The sequence below is a fragment of the Streptomyces sp. 5-10 genome (genome assembly GCF_014712245.1).
Classification (GTDB): Bacteria; Actinomycetota; Actinomycetes; order Streptomycetales; family Streptomycetaceae; genus Streptomyces; species Streptomyces violaceusniger.
Window position 1 is genome coordinate 174,855 of record NZ_JACVYG010000001.1, and the last position, 15,461, is coordinate 190,315.

Below are 15,461 nucleotides of genomic sequence, written 5' to 3' on the forward strand. Positions count from 1 at the left end.
CACACGTAACGGCGCTCGGAAGGGGTCTCAGGCCGAGAAGGTGTGGCGGTACTCCGTCGGGGAGGTGCCAAGGATGCGGTGGAAGTGCAGACGCAGATTCGCGCCGGTGCCGAGCCCGACCCGGTCGGCGATCTGCTCCACGCTCAGATCGGTGCGTTCCAGCAGCTCACGGGCCAAGTCCACGCGTGCCCTGAGCACCCACTGCATCGGCGTGTAGCCGGTGTCCTCCACGAACCGCCGGGAGAAGGTGCGCGCCGACACCCGCGCGTTGCGGGCGAGCGCTTCGAGCGTCAGCGGTTCGGCGAGGTGCGCCAGAGCCCACTCCCGCGTGCTCGCGAACAGGTCGCCGAGCGGCTCGGGCACGCTCCGGGGCACGTACTGCGCCTGTCCCCCGCTGCGATAGGGCGCCGCCACCAGCCGTCTCGCCACATGGTTGGAGAGCCCGACGCCATGGTCGCGCCGCACCAGGTGCAGGCACAGGTCGATACCGGATGCCGCGCCCGCCGAGGTGAGCACGTCGCCCTCGTCCACGAACAGCACGTTCTCGTCCACCCGGACGAGCGGATGGCGCTCGGCGAGAGCCTTCGTGTAGTGCCAGTGGGTCGTCGCCCGTTTGCCGTCGAGAAGGCCCGTGGCCGCCAGCGCGAACGCCCCGGTGGAGATGGCCGCGAGCCGGGTGCCACGCTCGTGGGCGGCCATGAGCGCGCTGACCACCGCCGCCGGTGGTTCCGTGGCGGCCGGCTCCCGGTAGCCGGGGATGAAGATGGTGTCGGCGTGCTCGAACGCCTCGAGGCCCTCGGCCACGTGGTACGAGAGTCCTTCGCCACCGGTCACCGGTCCGGGCGCGGCGCCGCACACCCGCAGCTCATAGGGCATGCTCGGCCGGTTGGAGAACACCTGCGCGGGGATGCCGACGTCGAGTGGCTTCGCGCCGTCGAGCACGAGCACGACGACGTGGTGGTTCTTCCGGCTCATCGGGCTCCTTCGGCTTCCCGCGATCGAACGGGGGCCCCGCGCGCACCCGTGACCTCGATGACGACTACCGCGAGCATCCTGCCACTGGCCGCCAGGCCGTCTGGCCACCCAGCACCCAGCTGAGGTCGTGTTCGGTGTGTTCCCGCGAGCGGGCGCTGAGCTGGTCGCTGATCCACATCTTGGTGGGCCGCGGCACCCGCGGATGGGCGACAAGTGCTTCCAGGTCCTGGCGCGTTGTCGCGTACGAGCGGCGGATCGCGCAGCTCACCAGCCCCAGGGCGTACCGCTCCGGAAAGACCACGCGGTCGGCGTCGTCCTCCGGGCCGCGCTCCTTGAGGTGCTCCCACAGTCTGCGGTACACGGCCGGGGAACCGTGGTCGAAGATGCTGTCCATCGCGCCGCGGAGGGACTTCGCGAGGTGGTTCTCCGCGGCACGGCCCTGTTGCGCGGCCACGGCCGCGCCGATGACACGGATCAGCAGTTCGGCGGCGGGTGCCGCGCCGTGTGCGGCGCTGAGCCGCCGCACCAGCTGACCGAGCCCGCTGATCAGTCCGGCGTCGGTCGGTGGGGCGAAGGCCAGGTCCAGGGCCGTGGTGAGGGCCGTGGGGGTGAGCGGGCCGGACTCGCAGGCGGCGTGGAGCAGGGCCTTGCGGGCGGCGTTCCGGGTGGCGGCCGACGCGTCGTCGAGGAGGGGGATGCCGCCCGCGGCGTCGAACACCAGCTCCGAGAGGAAGGTGTGTGCCGTGGTGTACTGCGTGGGTTCGCGCGCCGCGATGGTTCCCACCAGCCCGAGGAAGGCCGCCCGGGTCTTCTGGTCGGAGAAGGTGGCGTAGCGCGGCAGGAGTTCGGTCAGGCCGGGCGCGGGGAGGACGCCGGTGGACACCGAGCATTCCCAGAGCGTGAGTGCCTGGCGCTGCCGCTTTCCGCTGTTGCCCTCGGCGATCTCGTCCGCGATCAGCCCGGTGAGTGCCGGGGCCGATGCCCGTAGTGCGGCCAGCACCCGCTCATGGGCGAGGGGCGGCAATGGACCTGTTCCCTTCTTGGCCCGGCCGGTGGTGATGGCCTCCAGGAGCACGGTGTCGGCGTCCATGAGCGCCAGGTTCACCAGCAGGCCGATGTGGCGCTCGGTGTGCGGCCCGGCGTCCGTGACCGCCCGGTGCAGGGACTGGCGGACGAGGCTCCGGGCGGCGGCCGGGGCGGTCGTCGCCTTCTCGATCCTGCTCACCGCGGTGGGGTGGCCACCGAGCGCGGCGGGCAGGAGGAGTGTGGCCAGGCCGTCCCGGGACAGCCACAGCTCGGAGTCGGCGTCCCAGCCGGAGTGTTCCAGGACCTGCCGGACGCGGTGCGGGGGTACGTCCCGGTGGGCGAGGACGCGGCGGGCCACGAGCGCGAGCCGTTGCGAGGGCGTGACCGGCTGGTTCTCGGGGCAGGGCAGTGCCTTGAGCATGGCGGCGAGCCGGTGTACGAGGCGTTCCGCGGCGGGGCAGTCGGCGCTGAGCAGCAGGGGGAAGACCATCCGGTGCTGGAGTGCGTGCGGCGCTCCCGGCCCGGTCATCGCCAGACAGCGGTCGAGGGTGGCCTCGATGGCCCAGTGGCCGTGCGGCAGCGTGGTCAGGATGGCTGTGGCGGCGATGAGTCCGGCGTTGCCCGCGGTGTCGTGGTCGTCCGCCTCGAGGAGCGCCACCGCGGTGTCGAGGCGGCGCAGCCAGGGGTGGGATGCGGTGGCCTGACCGCCGTCGGGGTTGTCGGGGCGGTCGGGGTCGTCGGCGGGGAGTCGGTGGTCGCCAGGGAGTCCGTGGTCATGGGTCCACGAGGCGGCCACCACCCTGGCCAGGGCCGTTTGGAAGAGCTCGACGTCGTACGACTTCCGCGCGAGGCGCACGCGCCGGAGCCGCTCCTGGACGGCGGTGGCCCACTCCGCCGAGCCCAGTGTTTCCCAGTGCCTGGCCCATAGGGTCATGACGCCGGACGCCAGCTCCGACAGCCCACGGGCCAGGGCGAAGTCGAGCATTTCCATGAGACCTGTCCGTGCTGACGCCACATCGACGTGTGACGTCAGCACGAGCAGCCGGGGCAGGACGTCGAGGCCCGCGCCGGCCGTACGACGCCCGGTCAGCTCCCTCACGCAGCCCCAGTCGGCCAGGGCGGCGTGGACCGCGAGCGAGTTCTGGGCGGCCAGCCGTTCCAGCGCTTCGAGCACGGCCTCCTCCAGGCTGGGCTCCTTCCGTTCCCACAGCCCGTGGAGCCGCGGCAGCAGGGCGTCCACGTCCGTGTCGCGCACGGTCGGGGCCAGGACCGCGTACCGTCGCGCGACGCCGTGCGGCGCCGTCGCGAGCAGGGGCTCGACGGGCACGCCCACGGCCGGGTTCCGCGCCGCGACGGCCACGGCGACGGTGTGCAGGATCATGGCGTCCTCGTGCGCCGCCATGCGGATCAGCGTGTCCCGTACCGGGTCGCGATACCGTTCGGACCCCGCGGCGAGCATGAGGAGCTGTTCGAGGATCGCCCCGACGAAGAAGTCACGGGGGTGGGACCCGATCCACTCGCACAGCGACGGCAGCGCCCGCGCCCCGGTGAGGTGCAGCAGGCCGCGCGCGGCCGCGTACTCGAACATGGTCTGGTGGAAGAAGTGGATGCCGTCCGAGGCTCCCCTGCCCAGCACGCCCCGGTCGATCAGCAGGTCCAGGGACGACCGGACGCGGGCGGGTTCGTACGGCCACGCGGGGCGGGGGCCGCCGTGCGGCGAGGTGAGCCGCTCGACCAGGTCCTCGCGGGACAGCTCGGTACGGCCGGCCGACATCAGCACGACGGCGATCGCGCCGGTGATCGAGGAAAGGTCCTCCGGCGCCGTGGCGCCGCGGTTGCCGTGATGGCGCCGGTCGGTGACGACCCGGTGGTCCCAGTAGCGGCGGTAGAGGCCGGTGGCGTCGATCTCGGCGCTGGGGAACGCTCCGTCGTCCCGGGCGAGTTCGAACAGCAGCCGCAGCTGGAGGGGGCTGCGGCACACCTCGCGCACCGGCAGTCCGCGGGCCACGGGCTCCATCAGCCTCCGCACCCGTGCCCCGTCGTCCCGGGGGACGGCGTCGGGGCAGTAGAGCGCGGCGTGGCCACGGATGGCGTGCGGGATCTCGCCGTCGTCGTAGGGGCCCAGCGACATCCGCAGGAAGCCGGTGCGCAGCCGGTTCGCCTCCTCCGGCCGGGAGGTCAGCACCAGGCGGACACCGGCGGCGGCGAGGTCCTCGCACAGGTCGAGCAGCGTCATCTCGTGGCGGTCGTCGTGCAGCAGCAGATCGGCGGTGTCGAGGAGCACGACGGGTGTGCGCCCCCGCGTCCTGGCGTGAGTGGCCCCGGACACGACGGTCGCGGGGGTCAGCATGGGCGTTGCGGAGGCGCCGCCCAGGGGGCGCAGCAGCCAGGCGGCGTTCACCAGGAAGACCTCGGCGTCCTCCAGAGCGGTCAGGTCCCGGGCGAGGCCCCACAGCAGGCTGCTCTTGCCGTTTCCAGCGTCCCCGGTCACCAGGACCGCCTTCGGATCATCGTCGTAGAGGGCTCCCACCACCCGGTCCTGGATGGCGCGCCGCACATACAGCCCACCGCTGAGCTGCGGCGGGGAGCCGGTGTCGCCGTCCGGCCGCGGGGAGTCCACGAGGTCCAGGTCGTCCGCGAACCTCCGGGCCCAGCGGAGGAGTTGGCGGTGTGCGGCCGGTCCGGTGTCCGGTGGGGTTCCCGCGTCTTGGGAGGGGTGCGGGACCGGCGCCGTCGGACCTTCCGGGAAGGGTGCATCCGCCGGGCCCGTGGGAGTGCCCGGCCCGGGTGCGGTGGCGGGGCCACCACCGGGCGGCAGTTCACGGAGGACGGAGAAGGCGAAGGCGGCGGCGTGGCGCGCCGCGCGGGACTGCCAGCCCTCGGCGTCCGCGTCGTACTTCTTCCCGTCGGCCCGGTCGCTGATCCCGCGGACGATCAGGGCGGGTAACGCGGCGTTGAGGTGGGCGGCCTGCGCCACGCCCGCGCCCTCCATCTCGATGGCGGCGGCGTCCTGGTAGTTCCGGCGCAGTTGCCGCCGCAGGGGCGAGTCCGCGGAGTTGAGGACGACCTCACCGGCGGCCACGGGCTTGAGGTGGACGGCCGGGCGTGAGCCGCCGGGCGGGCGGTCCCGCAGCAGCTCGGTCCACGTACCGGATCTGCGGGCCATGCGGGCCAGCTGGTCGAGTTCCTGACGCACCGGCCAGACCCTCGGGCGGGAGTGGAGCTCGCCGTCCTCGTCCTTGCCGCCGTGGTACGCGTACACATGCGTGGCCATGACGACGTCCCCGAGCTGGATATCGCCCTTGAGGGCGCCCGCCACTCCGACGAACGCCACGGCGCGCGGGCGGAACATGGTGATCGCCCGCTCGGTGAGCACGGCCGCCCCCTGGTTGCCGTCGCCGAGCTCGGCGAGCGCCACCCGCCACGGCGTACCGTCGAGCCGGCCGACCTCGAACAGGGTGCCCGCCGGGTGGAGTTGCGGCCGCGGATCGACCAGGTGCGCCCGGACCGCCTCGTACTCCACGTCCAGCGCGGTCAGCACGACCAGTGAGTGGCTGTGATGCCCGGTGCTCTCCACGTCTCCCCCCGGCCACGGTCGACCCTCGTGCGGCCCGCGGCGAAATGCTACCGTCCGCGATCGCCTGGGGCGGGGACCAGCGCGGGGTACCGAACGCTTGCCCGGCGCCGCAACGGACGTACCAGCCGCGGCAACCATCGGTATCGCCGGGGCGGTGCCGGGTGCTTGGATGCGCGGTATGGACCTCCCCCACACAAGCCCCTCTGCCCCGAGGCCGATGGCGGTGCCTCCCTTCGACCCCGAGCTGAGTGTCGCGCTGCAGTCCTTGGGCAACGGGCCGAGAGAGCCGGTCACTCCGGGAAATCTCGCGGCCCGGCAGGAGCGGGACGCCGCGACCCGGCCCAGGCCGACGGCCGAGGACCTCCGGGCCGATGGCCGTTTCGAGGTGGCGGAGCTGTCCGTCCCGGGGCTGCGGGACGGGCCCGATGTCACGCTGGTGAGCGTGCGGCCCGCCGGGCGCGAAGGGCCGCTGCCGCTGCTGTACTACCTGCACGGCGGCGCGATGATCATGGGCAACGCATGGTCGGTACTTCCGCGGATCCTTCGCGAATGGGTCCTCCCGCTGGACATGGCCGTCATCTCGGTCGAGTACCGGCTGGCGCCGCGGACGCGGTACCCCGGACCGCTGGAGGACTGCTACGCGGGGCTCCTCTGGGCCGCCGGGCACGCCGCCGAACTGGGCATCGACGCGGACCGCGTCATCGTCGGCGGGAAGAGCGCGGGCGGCGGCCTCGCCGCGGCCCTCGCCCTGCTGATCCGTGACCGCGGCGGCCCCGGCATCCTCGGGCAGCTCCTGCTGTGTCCGATGCTCGACGACCGCGGACACACCTTCTCCAGCCACCAGATGTCGGGCCTCGGTCCGTGGGACCTCATCTCCGGCGAGACCGCCTGGAAGGCGCTGCTGGGTGACCGCTACGGCGCGCCGGACGTGCCACCCTACGCGGCGCCTGCCCGCGCCACGGACCTCTCCGGTCTTCCTCCGGCGTTCATCGACGTCGGCTCGGCGGAGATGTTCCGCGACGAGGACGTGGCGTACGCGAACGGGATCTGGCAGGCCGGGGGCCAGGCGGAACTGCACGTATGGCCCGGCGCGTACCACGGCTTCGACGGCATGGCACCGCAGGCGGCCATCAGCAAGGACGCACGCGACGCCCGTACCCGCTGGCTCAGGCGCCTCCTCGCTCACTCCAGTAGTCCCAGGTAGCTCCAGGAACACCGAGCCGGGGCCCGCCGAATGAGCCGTGCGGGACGGATTCCGGTCTTCCTGGTCATCGGCGCCACGATCACCGGACTGCTGTCCACGACCGCCACCAGCGTCGCCCCCACCCGGGCGTACGACCGGTGAAGCGGTAAGGCCCCGCCAGCCACGCGTACGCTCAGGCACCGGCTTCAGGCGGCGTCCGACCGCCGCTTGGACGACGCGGCCGCCGGCCGGGGGCGCGATCCCCGCGCCCCGCCGGGAATCAACCGCAGATGACGCCGCTCACGTGCGTGCCGCGGGGCCGAGGACGCCCCGGACAGCCAGTCCTCGACACGGTCCATGACCAGCAGCATCAAAACCAGTGTGGGCAGCACTGAGACCGCTACAACGATCACGACGAAGGCCCCTTCCTCAGCAGGCGACCCCTGCCGAGTGCCCGCCACACCCCAGCGCGTCAAAGGTGGCGTGGGGGGATCGTGTGAAGGTCGAGCGCGGTACCGGCCGCATGGGCGAATTCGGGCCCGGGTCCCGGACCCGTGGCCCGGAACCCGGGGCAAATTCAGTGGACATCGCGCAGCCCAGCGGTGAAGGGTGACGGCATGAATCAGGAGGAGATCTGGGACGTCGACGCCGCGCGGCGCTATGACACGCCCGGCACGGGCATGTTCGCGCCCGAGATCCTGGGGCCGACGCTGGACCGCCTGGCCGAGCTCGCAGGCGGTGGAGCGGCGCTCGAGTTCGCCATCGGCACCGGCCGGGTGGCCGTCCCGCTCGCCGAACGAGGGGTCCCCGTCACCGGCATCGAGCTGTCGCGTCCGATGGTCCAGCAGTTGCGCACCAGGGCCGACGAAGCGACGATCCCGGTGATCGTGGGCGACATGGCGACGACCGTGGCTCCCGGGAAGTTCACGCTCGTCTATCTCGTCTACAACACCATCTCCAACCTGCTCACCCAGGCCGAGCAGGTCGAGTGCTTCCGCAACGCCGCCCGCCACCTCGAGCCCGGTGGCAGGTTCGTGATCGAGCTCTGGGTGCCCGAGCTGCGCAAGCTGCCGCCGGGCCAGGCGGCCACCGTCTGGCAGACCGAGCCCGGCTACATCGGGTTGGACACCTATGACGTACTGCGCCAGCACGTCGTCTCCCACCACTTCCGGTTCGACGACACCCGGCAGGCCCGGCTGACCCGCAGCCCGCACCGCTACATCTGGCCTGCCGAACTCGACCTGATGGCCCAGCTGGCGGGATTCGAGTTGGAGAGCAGGCACGCGGACTGGTCCGGCGCCGAATTCACCGCCGAGTCACGCTCCCACGTCTCCGTCTACCGCATCCCGCCGAACCAGTAGCCGCGCTCCCGTATGGGCCGGTGGAAGCCAGCCAAGATCAGGGCACCGAAACGTCGGCCACCCGCTCGACGCCACCGCAGCCACCAGACACGCCGCGATGGCGAAGTCGAACGCGGCGGACAGCCCCTGGGAGAACGGCGGCGAGATCACGGCGCGCCCACAGCCTCCACTGCTCCGGCCACCGCTCACGGCACAGTGGAGGCATGAACGCAGACGACAGGGGCGCTCTGGCCCGGGGACGTGTGGCGACCAGGCTTCCGGCGCAGGACCTCGACCGGGCGCGGCGTTTCTATTCCGAGCAGCTCGGCCTGGAGCCGGTTGACGAACGGCCCGGCGGGTTGCTGTATCGCTGCGGAGGCGTGGACTTCGTCCTCTTCCGCTCGACGGGAGCCTCGTCCGGCACGTTCACCCAGATGGCGTGGGAAGTGGACGACATCGAGGCGGCCGTGCGGGAACTCAGGCAGCGCGGCGTGGTGTTCGAGGACGTCGATGTGGCCGGGTTCCGGACCCGGGATGGCATCGCCGAGGTGGAGGGGAACTATCCCAGCAAGGGCGCCCGGGGCGAGCGCGGGGCCTGGTTCCGTGACAGCGAGGGGAACCTGCTGGGCGTCGGCCAGCCGGTGCTCTGAGGAGCGCGGCCGGGCAGTCGACGTAGCGTCGGGCCACGGGTCGCCGCATTGTGCAGGGCGCGGCCGAGGAGATCCGCGAGCGGGGTGTCACCGGAACGACCCTCGACGACATCCGAGCCCGCACCGCGACCAGCAAGAGCCAGATCTTCCACTACTTCCCCGGCGGAAAGGAGGAACTGCTGCTGGCGGTGGCCGCCCGCCAGGCCGAGCGCGTCCTCGAAGACCAAGAACCGCACATCAGCCGCCTGGACACATGGTCGGCATGGCAGAACTGGCGCGACGCGGTCGTGCGGCGGTACGAGCTGCAGGGCGTCAACTGCCCACTCGGCGTGCTGATCACCGAGCTGGGCCGCACCACTCCGGCCGCGCAGGCGCTCACGGGCCAGTTGATCAGCCAGTGGCAGGCAGCCCTGCGCACCGGTGTCCAGCGCATGCAGGACAGCGGCGAGGTCGACCGGCAGCTGGATGCCGACCGTACGGCGGCCGCACTCGTCGCCGCGGTACAGGGCGGGGGTGATCATCCTGATGTCCACCGGCAGCATCGCCCATCGAGAAACGGCACTCGACACGTCGCTGACCCTGCTGCGCACCGTCGCCCTTCCGGCGCCCCACACCAGGACCTGACGGCCCCGGGAGATGCCGACTCCGACTCGGAGGCGACGATGCGCGAGACCCTGGGGACCACCGGCCCCGTGCCATCCGCGGTACCCACTTATTTGTGGGTACTTGGCAGCGGCGGACGACCGGGCGAATCTGGTGGCGGGCGGTCGGAGGGCCGCCGGATCGGATGACACGGAGGTGGCGTTGCGTCAGGGTGCCGACTGGGCCTCGGCCAGCTTCTCCAGGCGGCGGTGTCCCCAATCGGACAGGGGGGCCAACGCCTCGGAGAGGTCGCGGCCGAACGCGGTGAGGGAGTACACGGTCTTCAGTGGCAGCACATCGTGGACTTCCCGGTGCACCAGCCCGTCCGTCTCCATCTCACGGAGCGCCTGAGTCAGAACCTTCTCACTGAGGCCCGGCAACCGCCGGCGTAGCTCACCGGGGCGATACGGACCGGACTCCAGCGCCCAGAGCAGGGCGGTCTTCCACTTGCCGTCGATCACGGCGATCGCGGCGGTCACTCCGCAGACATTGGTGTCCTGAGCACGGCTGCGTGTCATCTTCGCTCTATTTCCTTTGCGCTATGTACGCGTATATCCATATGGGGGTTGAGTCATGTCCATGTACTCCGAACAGTCTGCCGTCACCGTGCTCGGCCTGGGGCCGATGGGCCGCGCCCTGGCCGGTGCGTTCCTGGACGCCGGGCTGCGGATCACGGTCTGGAACCGGACGCCGGGCAGGGATCGGGAGCTGATCGAGCGGGGCGCGGTTGCCGCGCCATCGGCGGAAGAGGCCGTCGCCGCAAGCGCGTTGACCGTGGTCTGTGTGGTGAACTACGACGCGTCGGATGCGATCCTGCGGCGGGACGCGGTCACCGACGCGCTCAAGGGACGCACTGTGGTGAACCTGAGCGCGGACACTCCGGACCGGGCCCGGGACACCGCGGACTGGGCGGCCGGGCGCGGGATCCGCTACCTCGACGGTGCGATCATGACGCCGACCACCACCATCTCCACACCTGCCTCGGTGTTCATCCACAGCGGCCCGGCGGACCTCTACCAGGAGCACCGGCCGGTACTGGAGGCGCTGGGCGGCGCCCATACCCACCTCGGCGAGGAGATCGGCCGGGCGGCGGCGTACGACATCGCGCTGCTCGACATCTTCTGGACGGCGATGGCGGGCTATGCCCACGCTCTGGCGGTGGCGCGGGCGGAGGGGATCAGCGCGCGGGAGTTGGCGCCCTTCGCCAAGGGCATCGGCGCGATCCTTCCGCCGCTCTTCGAAGAGACAGCGGAGGAGATGGACCGCGGCACCTTCTCCGGTGAGGGCAACCCGATCACCTCGGGCGCATCGTCCATGGCCCATATCATCCACACCTCCGAGGGGCACGGCATCGACGCGGGCGTGATACGCGCGGCCGAGGGCATGGCCCGCCGCGCCATCGGGCTGGGGCATGGCACGGACGGGTTCATTCGCGTGGCCGAGGTGCTGGGCCGCCGCTGAGATTCCAGGTCGGTTTACAGGTCGATCTCGATGTAGTCGATGTCGGTGAACTCGACCAGCAGGCCCTGGGCGCGGCGGCCGCGGTCCTTGAAGTAGATCTCCTGCAGCCCCTCGGCGGCGATGTCGAGCAGTTGCTGTTCGGCGGCGCCCTCTTCCTGGGCGTCGAAGAGGCGGGCGGCGTACTGCGGCGGCAGCGCCTGGGTGATGTGGCGCAGCCGGGCGTCGTCGGTGGTGCCGGGGGCGGCGGTGAAGCCGAAGCGTGCGCGGGTGTCGAGGACGATGCCGCCGGTGGTGGCGGCCTGTTTCTTGGCCCTGGCGCGCACCTGTGGCTGCCACCGCTTCCTCACCTCGCGTTCTATGCGGGTGGCGAGGGGCTTACGGGGCCGCTTGAGCTGGTCCTTGACGTACCGCTCGACGGTGCGCTGGGAGATGCCGAGCAGATCGGCCACCGGCCGGGTGCCCTTGAGCTGTCTGACCAGATAGCGCATCTGCGCGCCGGCCGACTTGGGGACGGGACGGGTGAAGGCACCCTCCACCGCCTTGTCCAGGCCCTCCCCGAGCTTGCCCATCGTCGTCTCTACTCTCCGTTGTCCGCGGCGGTGACGTGGCCGTCCTTGATGTACCGGGCGAGGTTGAGGTCATCGCCGTGTTCCTCGCGCACGCCCTCGGCCCACAGGGTCGTCTGGGTGCCCTCGTGCTTGACCATCCCCGGGCTCACACCGATCCGGAAGCCGCCCGGCAGCGGTTTGCCGTCCTTGTGGGGAAGGAAGTCCAGCGGGCTGGGTCCGTCGGAGGGGTAGACGGCGCAGTCCGAGAGGACCGCCACCGGGTACTGACCGGTGGCCGCCGCCGTCTTGAGCATCTTGCGGTGCATATTGATCCGCGCCTTGGAGATGACCGCCGCGCGGATGTCGGGCCGCCACGTCGGGCGCTGGAGCGCCGGCCAGGGGCGGCCCGGCCGCCAGCCACCGCCACGGGGGCGTTCGCGCAGCTTGCCGATGCCGCCCTTGACGGTCGCCTTGATCGCGGAGAGGACGATCGCCATCCGCGGGTCGGCCTGCCGGTGGCCGTCCATCGCGGTCAGGAACTCCGCCGGCTCCATGCCGGTGGTGACCCCCAGGTCGGCCATCGTGGCGACATAGGCGTCCCGCAGCCGTGTGTACCAGGCGTCCAGATAGCGGCCGTTGTCCGGGCGGAGGTACGCCTCGATGGGGGCGACGCCGTAGCCGAGTTCGACGGCGTAGGCGACGGTCGGCGTGGCGTACCAGGCGGGTCCCGACGGCCGCTCCCCGGTCGGGGTGAAGGGGCTCGGCAGGCGCGGATCCAGTTCGACGTGGGAGAGGTCCACCAGCCATGAGCCGGGGACCTTCGGATCGAACGGCGGTCGCTTGGCGTGCACGGGCGCGCCGAGGCCGAAGACGGTGCCGTTGGCGGCCGCGGCGAAGGCCATGTTGACGTCGATGCCCACCACATAGCGCTTGGCGCACTCGTCGTCGGTGAGCGGTCGCGCCCAGTCGTACGCCTCCTCCACCAGGACCTCTTCGGGGGTGCGCTGGTGGAAGCGCGGCAGGTGGGCCAGGAGCGGGTGGCCGTCCGGGGCCTCGGGCGGGGCGCACTGCACCGGCTGGGTGCCCAGGGAGCCGGGGTTGTGCTCGCTGTGCCGCCGGCCGTCGCTGTCCGGCTCACCGGCGCGGGTGGGCGGGTGCAGAGCGGTCATCAGCTCCAGGCCGGTGACGGCGGTGGAGCCGCAGGGGGTCATGACGCGGTCGGCGTACGTGCCCAGCAGCTGCGCCAGATCGGCGGGCGGCAGTTGCGCGGCCTCGCCCCAGGAGCGCGCGTCGAGGGCGTCCCAGCCCAGGACGCACAGCTGGACGCAGGCGCGCCGCGCGCCCTCGGCGGGGCGGTAGATCCGCGCCCACGGGCCGAGTCCACGCCGGGTGAGCCGCCAGTCGGCCTTCTCCAGCTGCTTGAGGATCTTGTGGCCCTCGGACAGCCTGCCCGCCCGCCGCTCCTCGTCGGCCAGCCGGGCCGGGAGGCCGAAGCGCATCGCGGCGGCGTCGGTGAGCACCAGCACCGGGTCGGCGTCCCTGCCGTTGCGGTTCAGCCGTGGGGCACCCAGGCGCGCCTCGGCCAGAGTCCACTCCATGAGAGCGGGGAGGGACTTGGCCGGGACGTCGAGGATCAGGCCGCCGGGGCAGTACGCCGCGAGCCGGCCCTCCGCGAAGTCCACGACCGCCAGCGGGCCGTTGGCGAAGCGCGGGTCCACGGCGGGGGTGGCGGCGGTGGTCCTGGCACCCGCGGTCGTCGGCGCTGTCGCGGGTTGCCGCGCGTGCGGGCGCCGCGAAGTGGCCGGCCGGGGCGGGCGGCCCCGCCGCGGTGCCGGGGACGTGGCGGGTGGCCGGGCCGTGTCCGGTGCGGCGGTCGCCCCGGGCGCGTGATGACTCCGCCCGACGGAATGCCCCTGGGCCTGGCCCTGGTGTGGGGGCGGGGTCTGCGCCGGGATGGCCTGGTCGGGGGGCGACGGCTCGGGGGCGGCGGGGGCCGAGCCCGTTCGCGGCGCCTCCACGGCGGGGGCGGGGAAGCCCGGCGGCTCCGCGGCCGGGGCGGGGAAGCCCGGCGCCTCCGCGGCCGGGGCGGGGAAGCCCGGCGCCTCCGCGGCCGGGGCGGGGAAGCGGGCGGCCAGGCCCTTCAGGAGCCGGGCGTAGGCGGCGCGCTTCGGCTGCCGCGGCTCGGTCCTGCCGGATTCCCAATTGCCCACCGCTTCCCGGCGGATGTCCAGCGCCCTGGCGATGTCGGCCTGGCTCAGCCCGGCGGCCTCACGCAGCCTCTTGCGCTCGGCGGGTGCCGGCAGATCGTCCTGGGCGACCTGCTCCAGCAGCGCGTCGACAGCGCTGAACAACTCGTCCTCAGCGGGCACAGGGCTCACCTCCGGGCAGACCCTATCCCAATCGCTCGACGCAGCGCACGCTTCATCGCACGCTCAATCACTCCTATCGCAAACGGGTCGACCGAAAGGGACGGCCGACCCGGCGATCGGGGGTGACGACAAACTCGTCAGTCAAGACGAACTGATTAATCGTCAACGCACTTCGGGTACTTCGAGCCCCGATTGCAGTCGTGATAGTCGTACTTACTGACGCGGAACTTCTTCTCCTCGCCTCCCTTGGCCGGCTTGACGACCAAGTAGAACTTCTTCCCGTCCTTGACCTTGTCGGTCACCTGCCCGTCAGGGCCCCGGTCGAAATCCTGCGCGCAGCCGGCGAGCGAGGCAAAAGCGGTCATTACCAAAAGGGCGGCGGCAAGGCGACGCATATGGTGCTCCGATCAACTTGGGGACCGGCACAGTCTAAGAGAGACGCGTCCTCGGCAGCACCGGGCTCTTTTCGGCTTGCGTTTCTTGTGCGATCCCCCGTTACAGGCTGGTGACAGTGGGGACGGAGCCGTAACGGTGCACGGGGACAACTCGAGGGCCGGGTGACGGGTCGTAGTGACCGGGAAATCCACCCACGGCACTTCAACCGACAGCACCGACACCATACGAACGGGGACCCACCCATGACCCACATCAAGCGCGCCCTGGCCGTCGCGGCAGTGACCGGCGCCGGCGCGGCCGCCCTCATGGTGGCCGCGCCCGCGGCCTCCGCGGCGCCCTCGCACGCGGCGTACAACGGCGCCTGCGGCTCCGGCTACACGGTCGTCAACTCCACCGAGGTCGGGGACAAGGGCACGGCGTATCTCACCTACAGCTCCGCCACGGGCAAGAACTGCCTGGTCGCGATCCGGAACGTCGCCGGTGAGCCGGTTCCGATGACCATCTACCTCTCGCGGAGCGACACGGAGATCCACAACATCTACGACAGCGGCAACTACCGCTCCTACGCCGGGCCCATCTACACGAACGCCCGAGGCACCTGCGTGGACTGGTGGGGCTGGATCGACGGTGTGCGCTTCGAGAAGGCCAACACCAACTGCGGCTGACCTCCGCCTCACTCGGTGCCCCGCACGCCGTGGCGTGCGGGGCACCGCTGTCGGAGGAGCGTGACGCCGCCCGGCGGCATGAGCTACGCGGTCACCTTGGCGAGGAACGCGGCGACGTTCGCCACGGTCCGCTCGATCTTCTCCTCCAGGGTGAGCGACTCCTGCGGGCGTGATCCGGCGCCCGCGTCCTTCTTACCCCGCACATACAGCGAGCAGGCGAGGTCGCTGCATATGTAGGCGCCCACCGAGTCGCCCCGCTGCCTGGCCTTCCCCGCCTTCGGCGCCACCATCAGGGACACACCGCCCGTATGGGCGGTCAGACACATCGAGCACATGCTGCGCCGCGCCTGCCAGGAGGCGGGGCCGGGACAGCGCAGCGCGAGGGCGGTCGGGCGGCCGTCCAGCACGGCGACCAGATAGGCACGGTCGGGGGCCTGCGGATCTCGCCAGCCGAGGTAGTCCAGGTCGTCCCAGGGCCGGTCGGCCAGGTCGCGAGGGACGGACAGGCGCTTCGCCTCGCCCTTGGTGCAGTTCACGAACGCGGCACGGATCTCTTGTTCAGTCATCGGCTTCATGAACCGCACGCTAATTTGCCTAAACCGTTTAGGCAAACGCATAATCGGTCGTGG

14 protein-coding genes are annotated in these 15,461 nt (G+C 71.7%); 6 read left to right on the plus strand and 8 right to left on the minus strand.

Features of this window, described 5'->3' with window-relative positions; genetic code table 11:
- Nucleotides 1-27: 27 nt before the first annotated feature.
- Complete coding sequence (locus IEJ02_RS00815) at nucleotides 28-975, minus strand: GlxA family transcriptional regulator (RefSeq protein ID WP_191062844.1); 948 nt, start codon at nucleotides 973-975, stop codon at nucleotides 28-30.
- 64 nt (nucleotides 976-1,039) lie between these two features.
- Entirely contained in the window at nucleotides 1,040-5,578 is a 4,539-nt protein-coding gene (locus tag IEJ02_RS48140) for a phosphorylase family protein (RefSeq protein WP_317985690.1), read from the minus strand.
- Between the two features lie 217 nt (nucleotides 5,579-5,795).
- Between IEJ02_RS48140 and IEJ02_RS00825 the strand changes: the two genes are divergently transcribed.
- Nucleotides 5,796-6,782: an alpha/beta hydrolase gene (locus tag IEJ02_RS00825; protein WP_191062845.1), complete on the plus strand. Its 987-nt coding sequence runs from the start codon at nucleotides 5,796-5,798 to the stop codon at nucleotides 6,780-6,782.
- Between the two features lie 185 nt (nucleotides 6,783-6,967).
- Here the strand turns inward: IEJ02_RS00825 and IEJ02_RS00830 are convergent, their stop codons facing one another.
- Nucleotides 6,968-7,132: a hypothetical protein gene (locus IEJ02_RS00830; RefSeq protein WP_223863188.1), complete on the minus strand. Its 165-nt coding sequence runs from the start codon at nucleotides 7,130-7,132 to the stop codon at nucleotides 6,968-6,970.
- A 246-nt stretch (nucleotides 7,133-7,378) separates the two neighbouring features.
- Here IEJ02_RS00830 and IEJ02_RS00835 point away from each other — a divergent pair, with 246 nt between their 5' ends.
- The 3 genes from IEJ02_RS00835 (at nucleotide 7,379) to IEJ02_RS00845 (ending at nucleotide 9,542) form a co-directional block, all read left to right on the plus strand.
- Nucleotides 7,379-8,122 (plus strand): class I SAM-dependent methyltransferase, encoded by a 744-nt coding sequence (locus IEJ02_RS00835; protein WP_191062847.1) that lies wholly within the window; start codon nucleotides 7,379-7,381, stop codon nucleotides 8,120-8,122.
- Nucleotides 8,123-8,325: 203 nt separating this feature from the next.
- Nucleotides 8,326-8,751, plus strand: a complete 426-nt coding sequence (locus IEJ02_RS00840; protein WP_191062848.1) for a VOC family protein — start codon at nucleotides 8,326-8,328, stop codon at nucleotides 8,749-8,751.
- Nucleotides 8,752-8,801: 50 nt separating this feature from the next.
- Nucleotides 8,802-9,542 carry a TetR/AcrR family transcriptional regulator gene (locus tag IEJ02_RS00845; RefSeq protein ID WP_317985691.1) on the plus strand — a complete coding sequence of 247 codons (741 nt, stop codon included), beginning with the start codon at nucleotides 8,802-8,804 and terminating at the stop codon, nucleotides 9,540-9,542.
- An 18-nt stretch (nucleotides 9,543-9,560) separates the two neighbouring features.
- On the opposite strand, the gene IEJ02_RS00850 is transcribed toward IEJ02_RS00845, so the two are convergent.
- Entirely contained in the window at nucleotides 9,561-9,911 is a 351-nt protein-coding gene (locus IEJ02_RS00850) for a winged helix-turn-helix transcriptional regulator (RefSeq protein WP_137976176.1), read from the minus strand.
- Between the two features lie 55 nt (nucleotides 9,912-9,966).
- Here IEJ02_RS00850 and IEJ02_RS00855 point away from each other — a divergent pair, with 55 nt between their 5' ends.
- Complete coding sequence (locus IEJ02_RS00855) at nucleotides 9,967-10,854, plus strand: NAD(P)-dependent oxidoreductase (RefSeq protein ID WP_191062849.1); 888 nt, start codon at nucleotides 9,967-9,969, stop codon at nucleotides 10,852-10,854.
- A gap of 14 nt (nucleotides 10,855-10,868) precedes the next feature.
- On the opposite strand, the gene tpg is transcribed toward IEJ02_RS00855, so the two are convergent.
- The 3 genes from tpg to IEJ02_RS00870 all read right to left on the minus strand — a co-directional run bounded on the left by tpg (nucleotide 10,869) and on the right by IEJ02_RS00870 (nucleotide 14,166).
- On the minus strand, nucleotides 10,869-11,423 hold the full coding sequence (tpg, locus tag IEJ02_RS00860) for a telomere-protecting terminal protein Tpg (protein ID WP_191062850.1): 555 nt from the start codon (nucleotides 11,421-11,423) through the stop codon (nucleotides 10,869-10,871).
- A gap of 8 nt (nucleotides 11,424-11,431) precedes the next feature.
- Nucleotides 11,432-13,771: a telomere-associated protein Tap gene (tap, locus tag IEJ02_RS00865; protein ID WP_191062851.1), complete on the minus strand. Its 2,340-nt coding sequence runs from the start codon at nucleotides 13,769-13,771 to the stop codon at nucleotides 11,432-11,434.
- Between the two features lie 155 nt (nucleotides 13,772-13,926).
- A complete protein-coding gene (locus IEJ02_RS00870) occupies nucleotides 13,927-14,166 on the minus strand; it encodes a hypothetical protein (protein ID WP_137976178.1) in 240 nt (79 codons plus the stop codon).
- A gap of 252 nt (nucleotides 14,167-14,418) precedes the next feature.
- On the opposite strand from IEJ02_RS00870, the gene IEJ02_RS00875 reads away from it, so the two are divergent.
- Entirely contained in the window at nucleotides 14,419-14,832 is a 414-nt protein-coding gene (locus IEJ02_RS00875; RefSeq protein ID WP_370466943.1) for a spore-associated protein A, read from the plus strand.
- 83 nt (nucleotides 14,833-14,915) lie between these two features.
- On the opposite strand, the gene IEJ02_RS00880 is transcribed toward IEJ02_RS00875, so the two are convergent.
- Complete coding sequence (locus tag IEJ02_RS00880; RefSeq protein ID WP_191062853.1) at nucleotides 14,916-15,407, minus strand: FBP domain-containing protein; 492 nt, start codon at nucleotides 15,405-15,407, stop codon at nucleotides 14,916-14,918.
- Between the last annotated feature and the right edge of the window lie 54 nt (nucleotides 15,408-15,461).

Coding starts and splice junctions, on each gene's coding strand:
- IEJ02_RS00840 (WP_191062848.1), top strand. CDS start 8,326: ATGAACGCAGACGACAGGGGCGCTCTGGCCCGGGGACGTGTGGCGACC.
- IEJ02_RS00830 (WP_223863188.1), bottom strand. CDS start 7,132: ATGCTGCTGGTCATGGACCGTGTCGAGGACTGGCTGTCCGGGGCGTCC.
- IEJ02_RS00835 (WP_191062847.1), top strand. CDS start 7,379: ATGAATCAGGAGGAGATCTGGGACGTCGACGCCGCGCGGCGCTATGAC.
- tpg (WP_191062850.1), bottom strand. CDS start 11,423: ATGGGCAAGCTCGGGGAGGGCCTGGACAAGGCGGTGGAGGGTGCCTTC.
- IEJ02_RS00815 (WP_191062844.1), bottom strand. CDS start 975: ATGAGCCGGAAGAACCACCACGTCGTCGTGCTCGTGCTCGACGGCGCG.
- IEJ02_RS00855 (WP_191062849.1), top strand. CDS start 9,967: ATGTCCATGTACTCCGAACAGTCTGCCGTCACCGTGCTCGGCCTGGGG.
- IEJ02_RS00870 (WP_137976178.1), bottom strand. CDS start 14,166: ATGCGTCGCCTTGCCGCCGCCCTTTTGGTAATGACCGCTTTTGCCTCG.
- IEJ02_RS00880 (WP_191062853.1), bottom strand. CDS start 15,407: ATGAAGCCGATGACTGAACAAGAGATCCGTGCCGCGTTCGTGAACTGC.
- IEJ02_RS00850 (WP_137976176.1), bottom strand. CDS start 9,911: ATGACACGCAGCCGTGCTCAGGACACCAATGTCTGCGGAGTGACCGCC.
- IEJ02_RS00825 (WP_191062845.1), top strand. CDS start 5,796: ATGGCGGTGCCTCCCTTCGACCCCGAGCTGAGTGTCGCGCTGCAGTCC.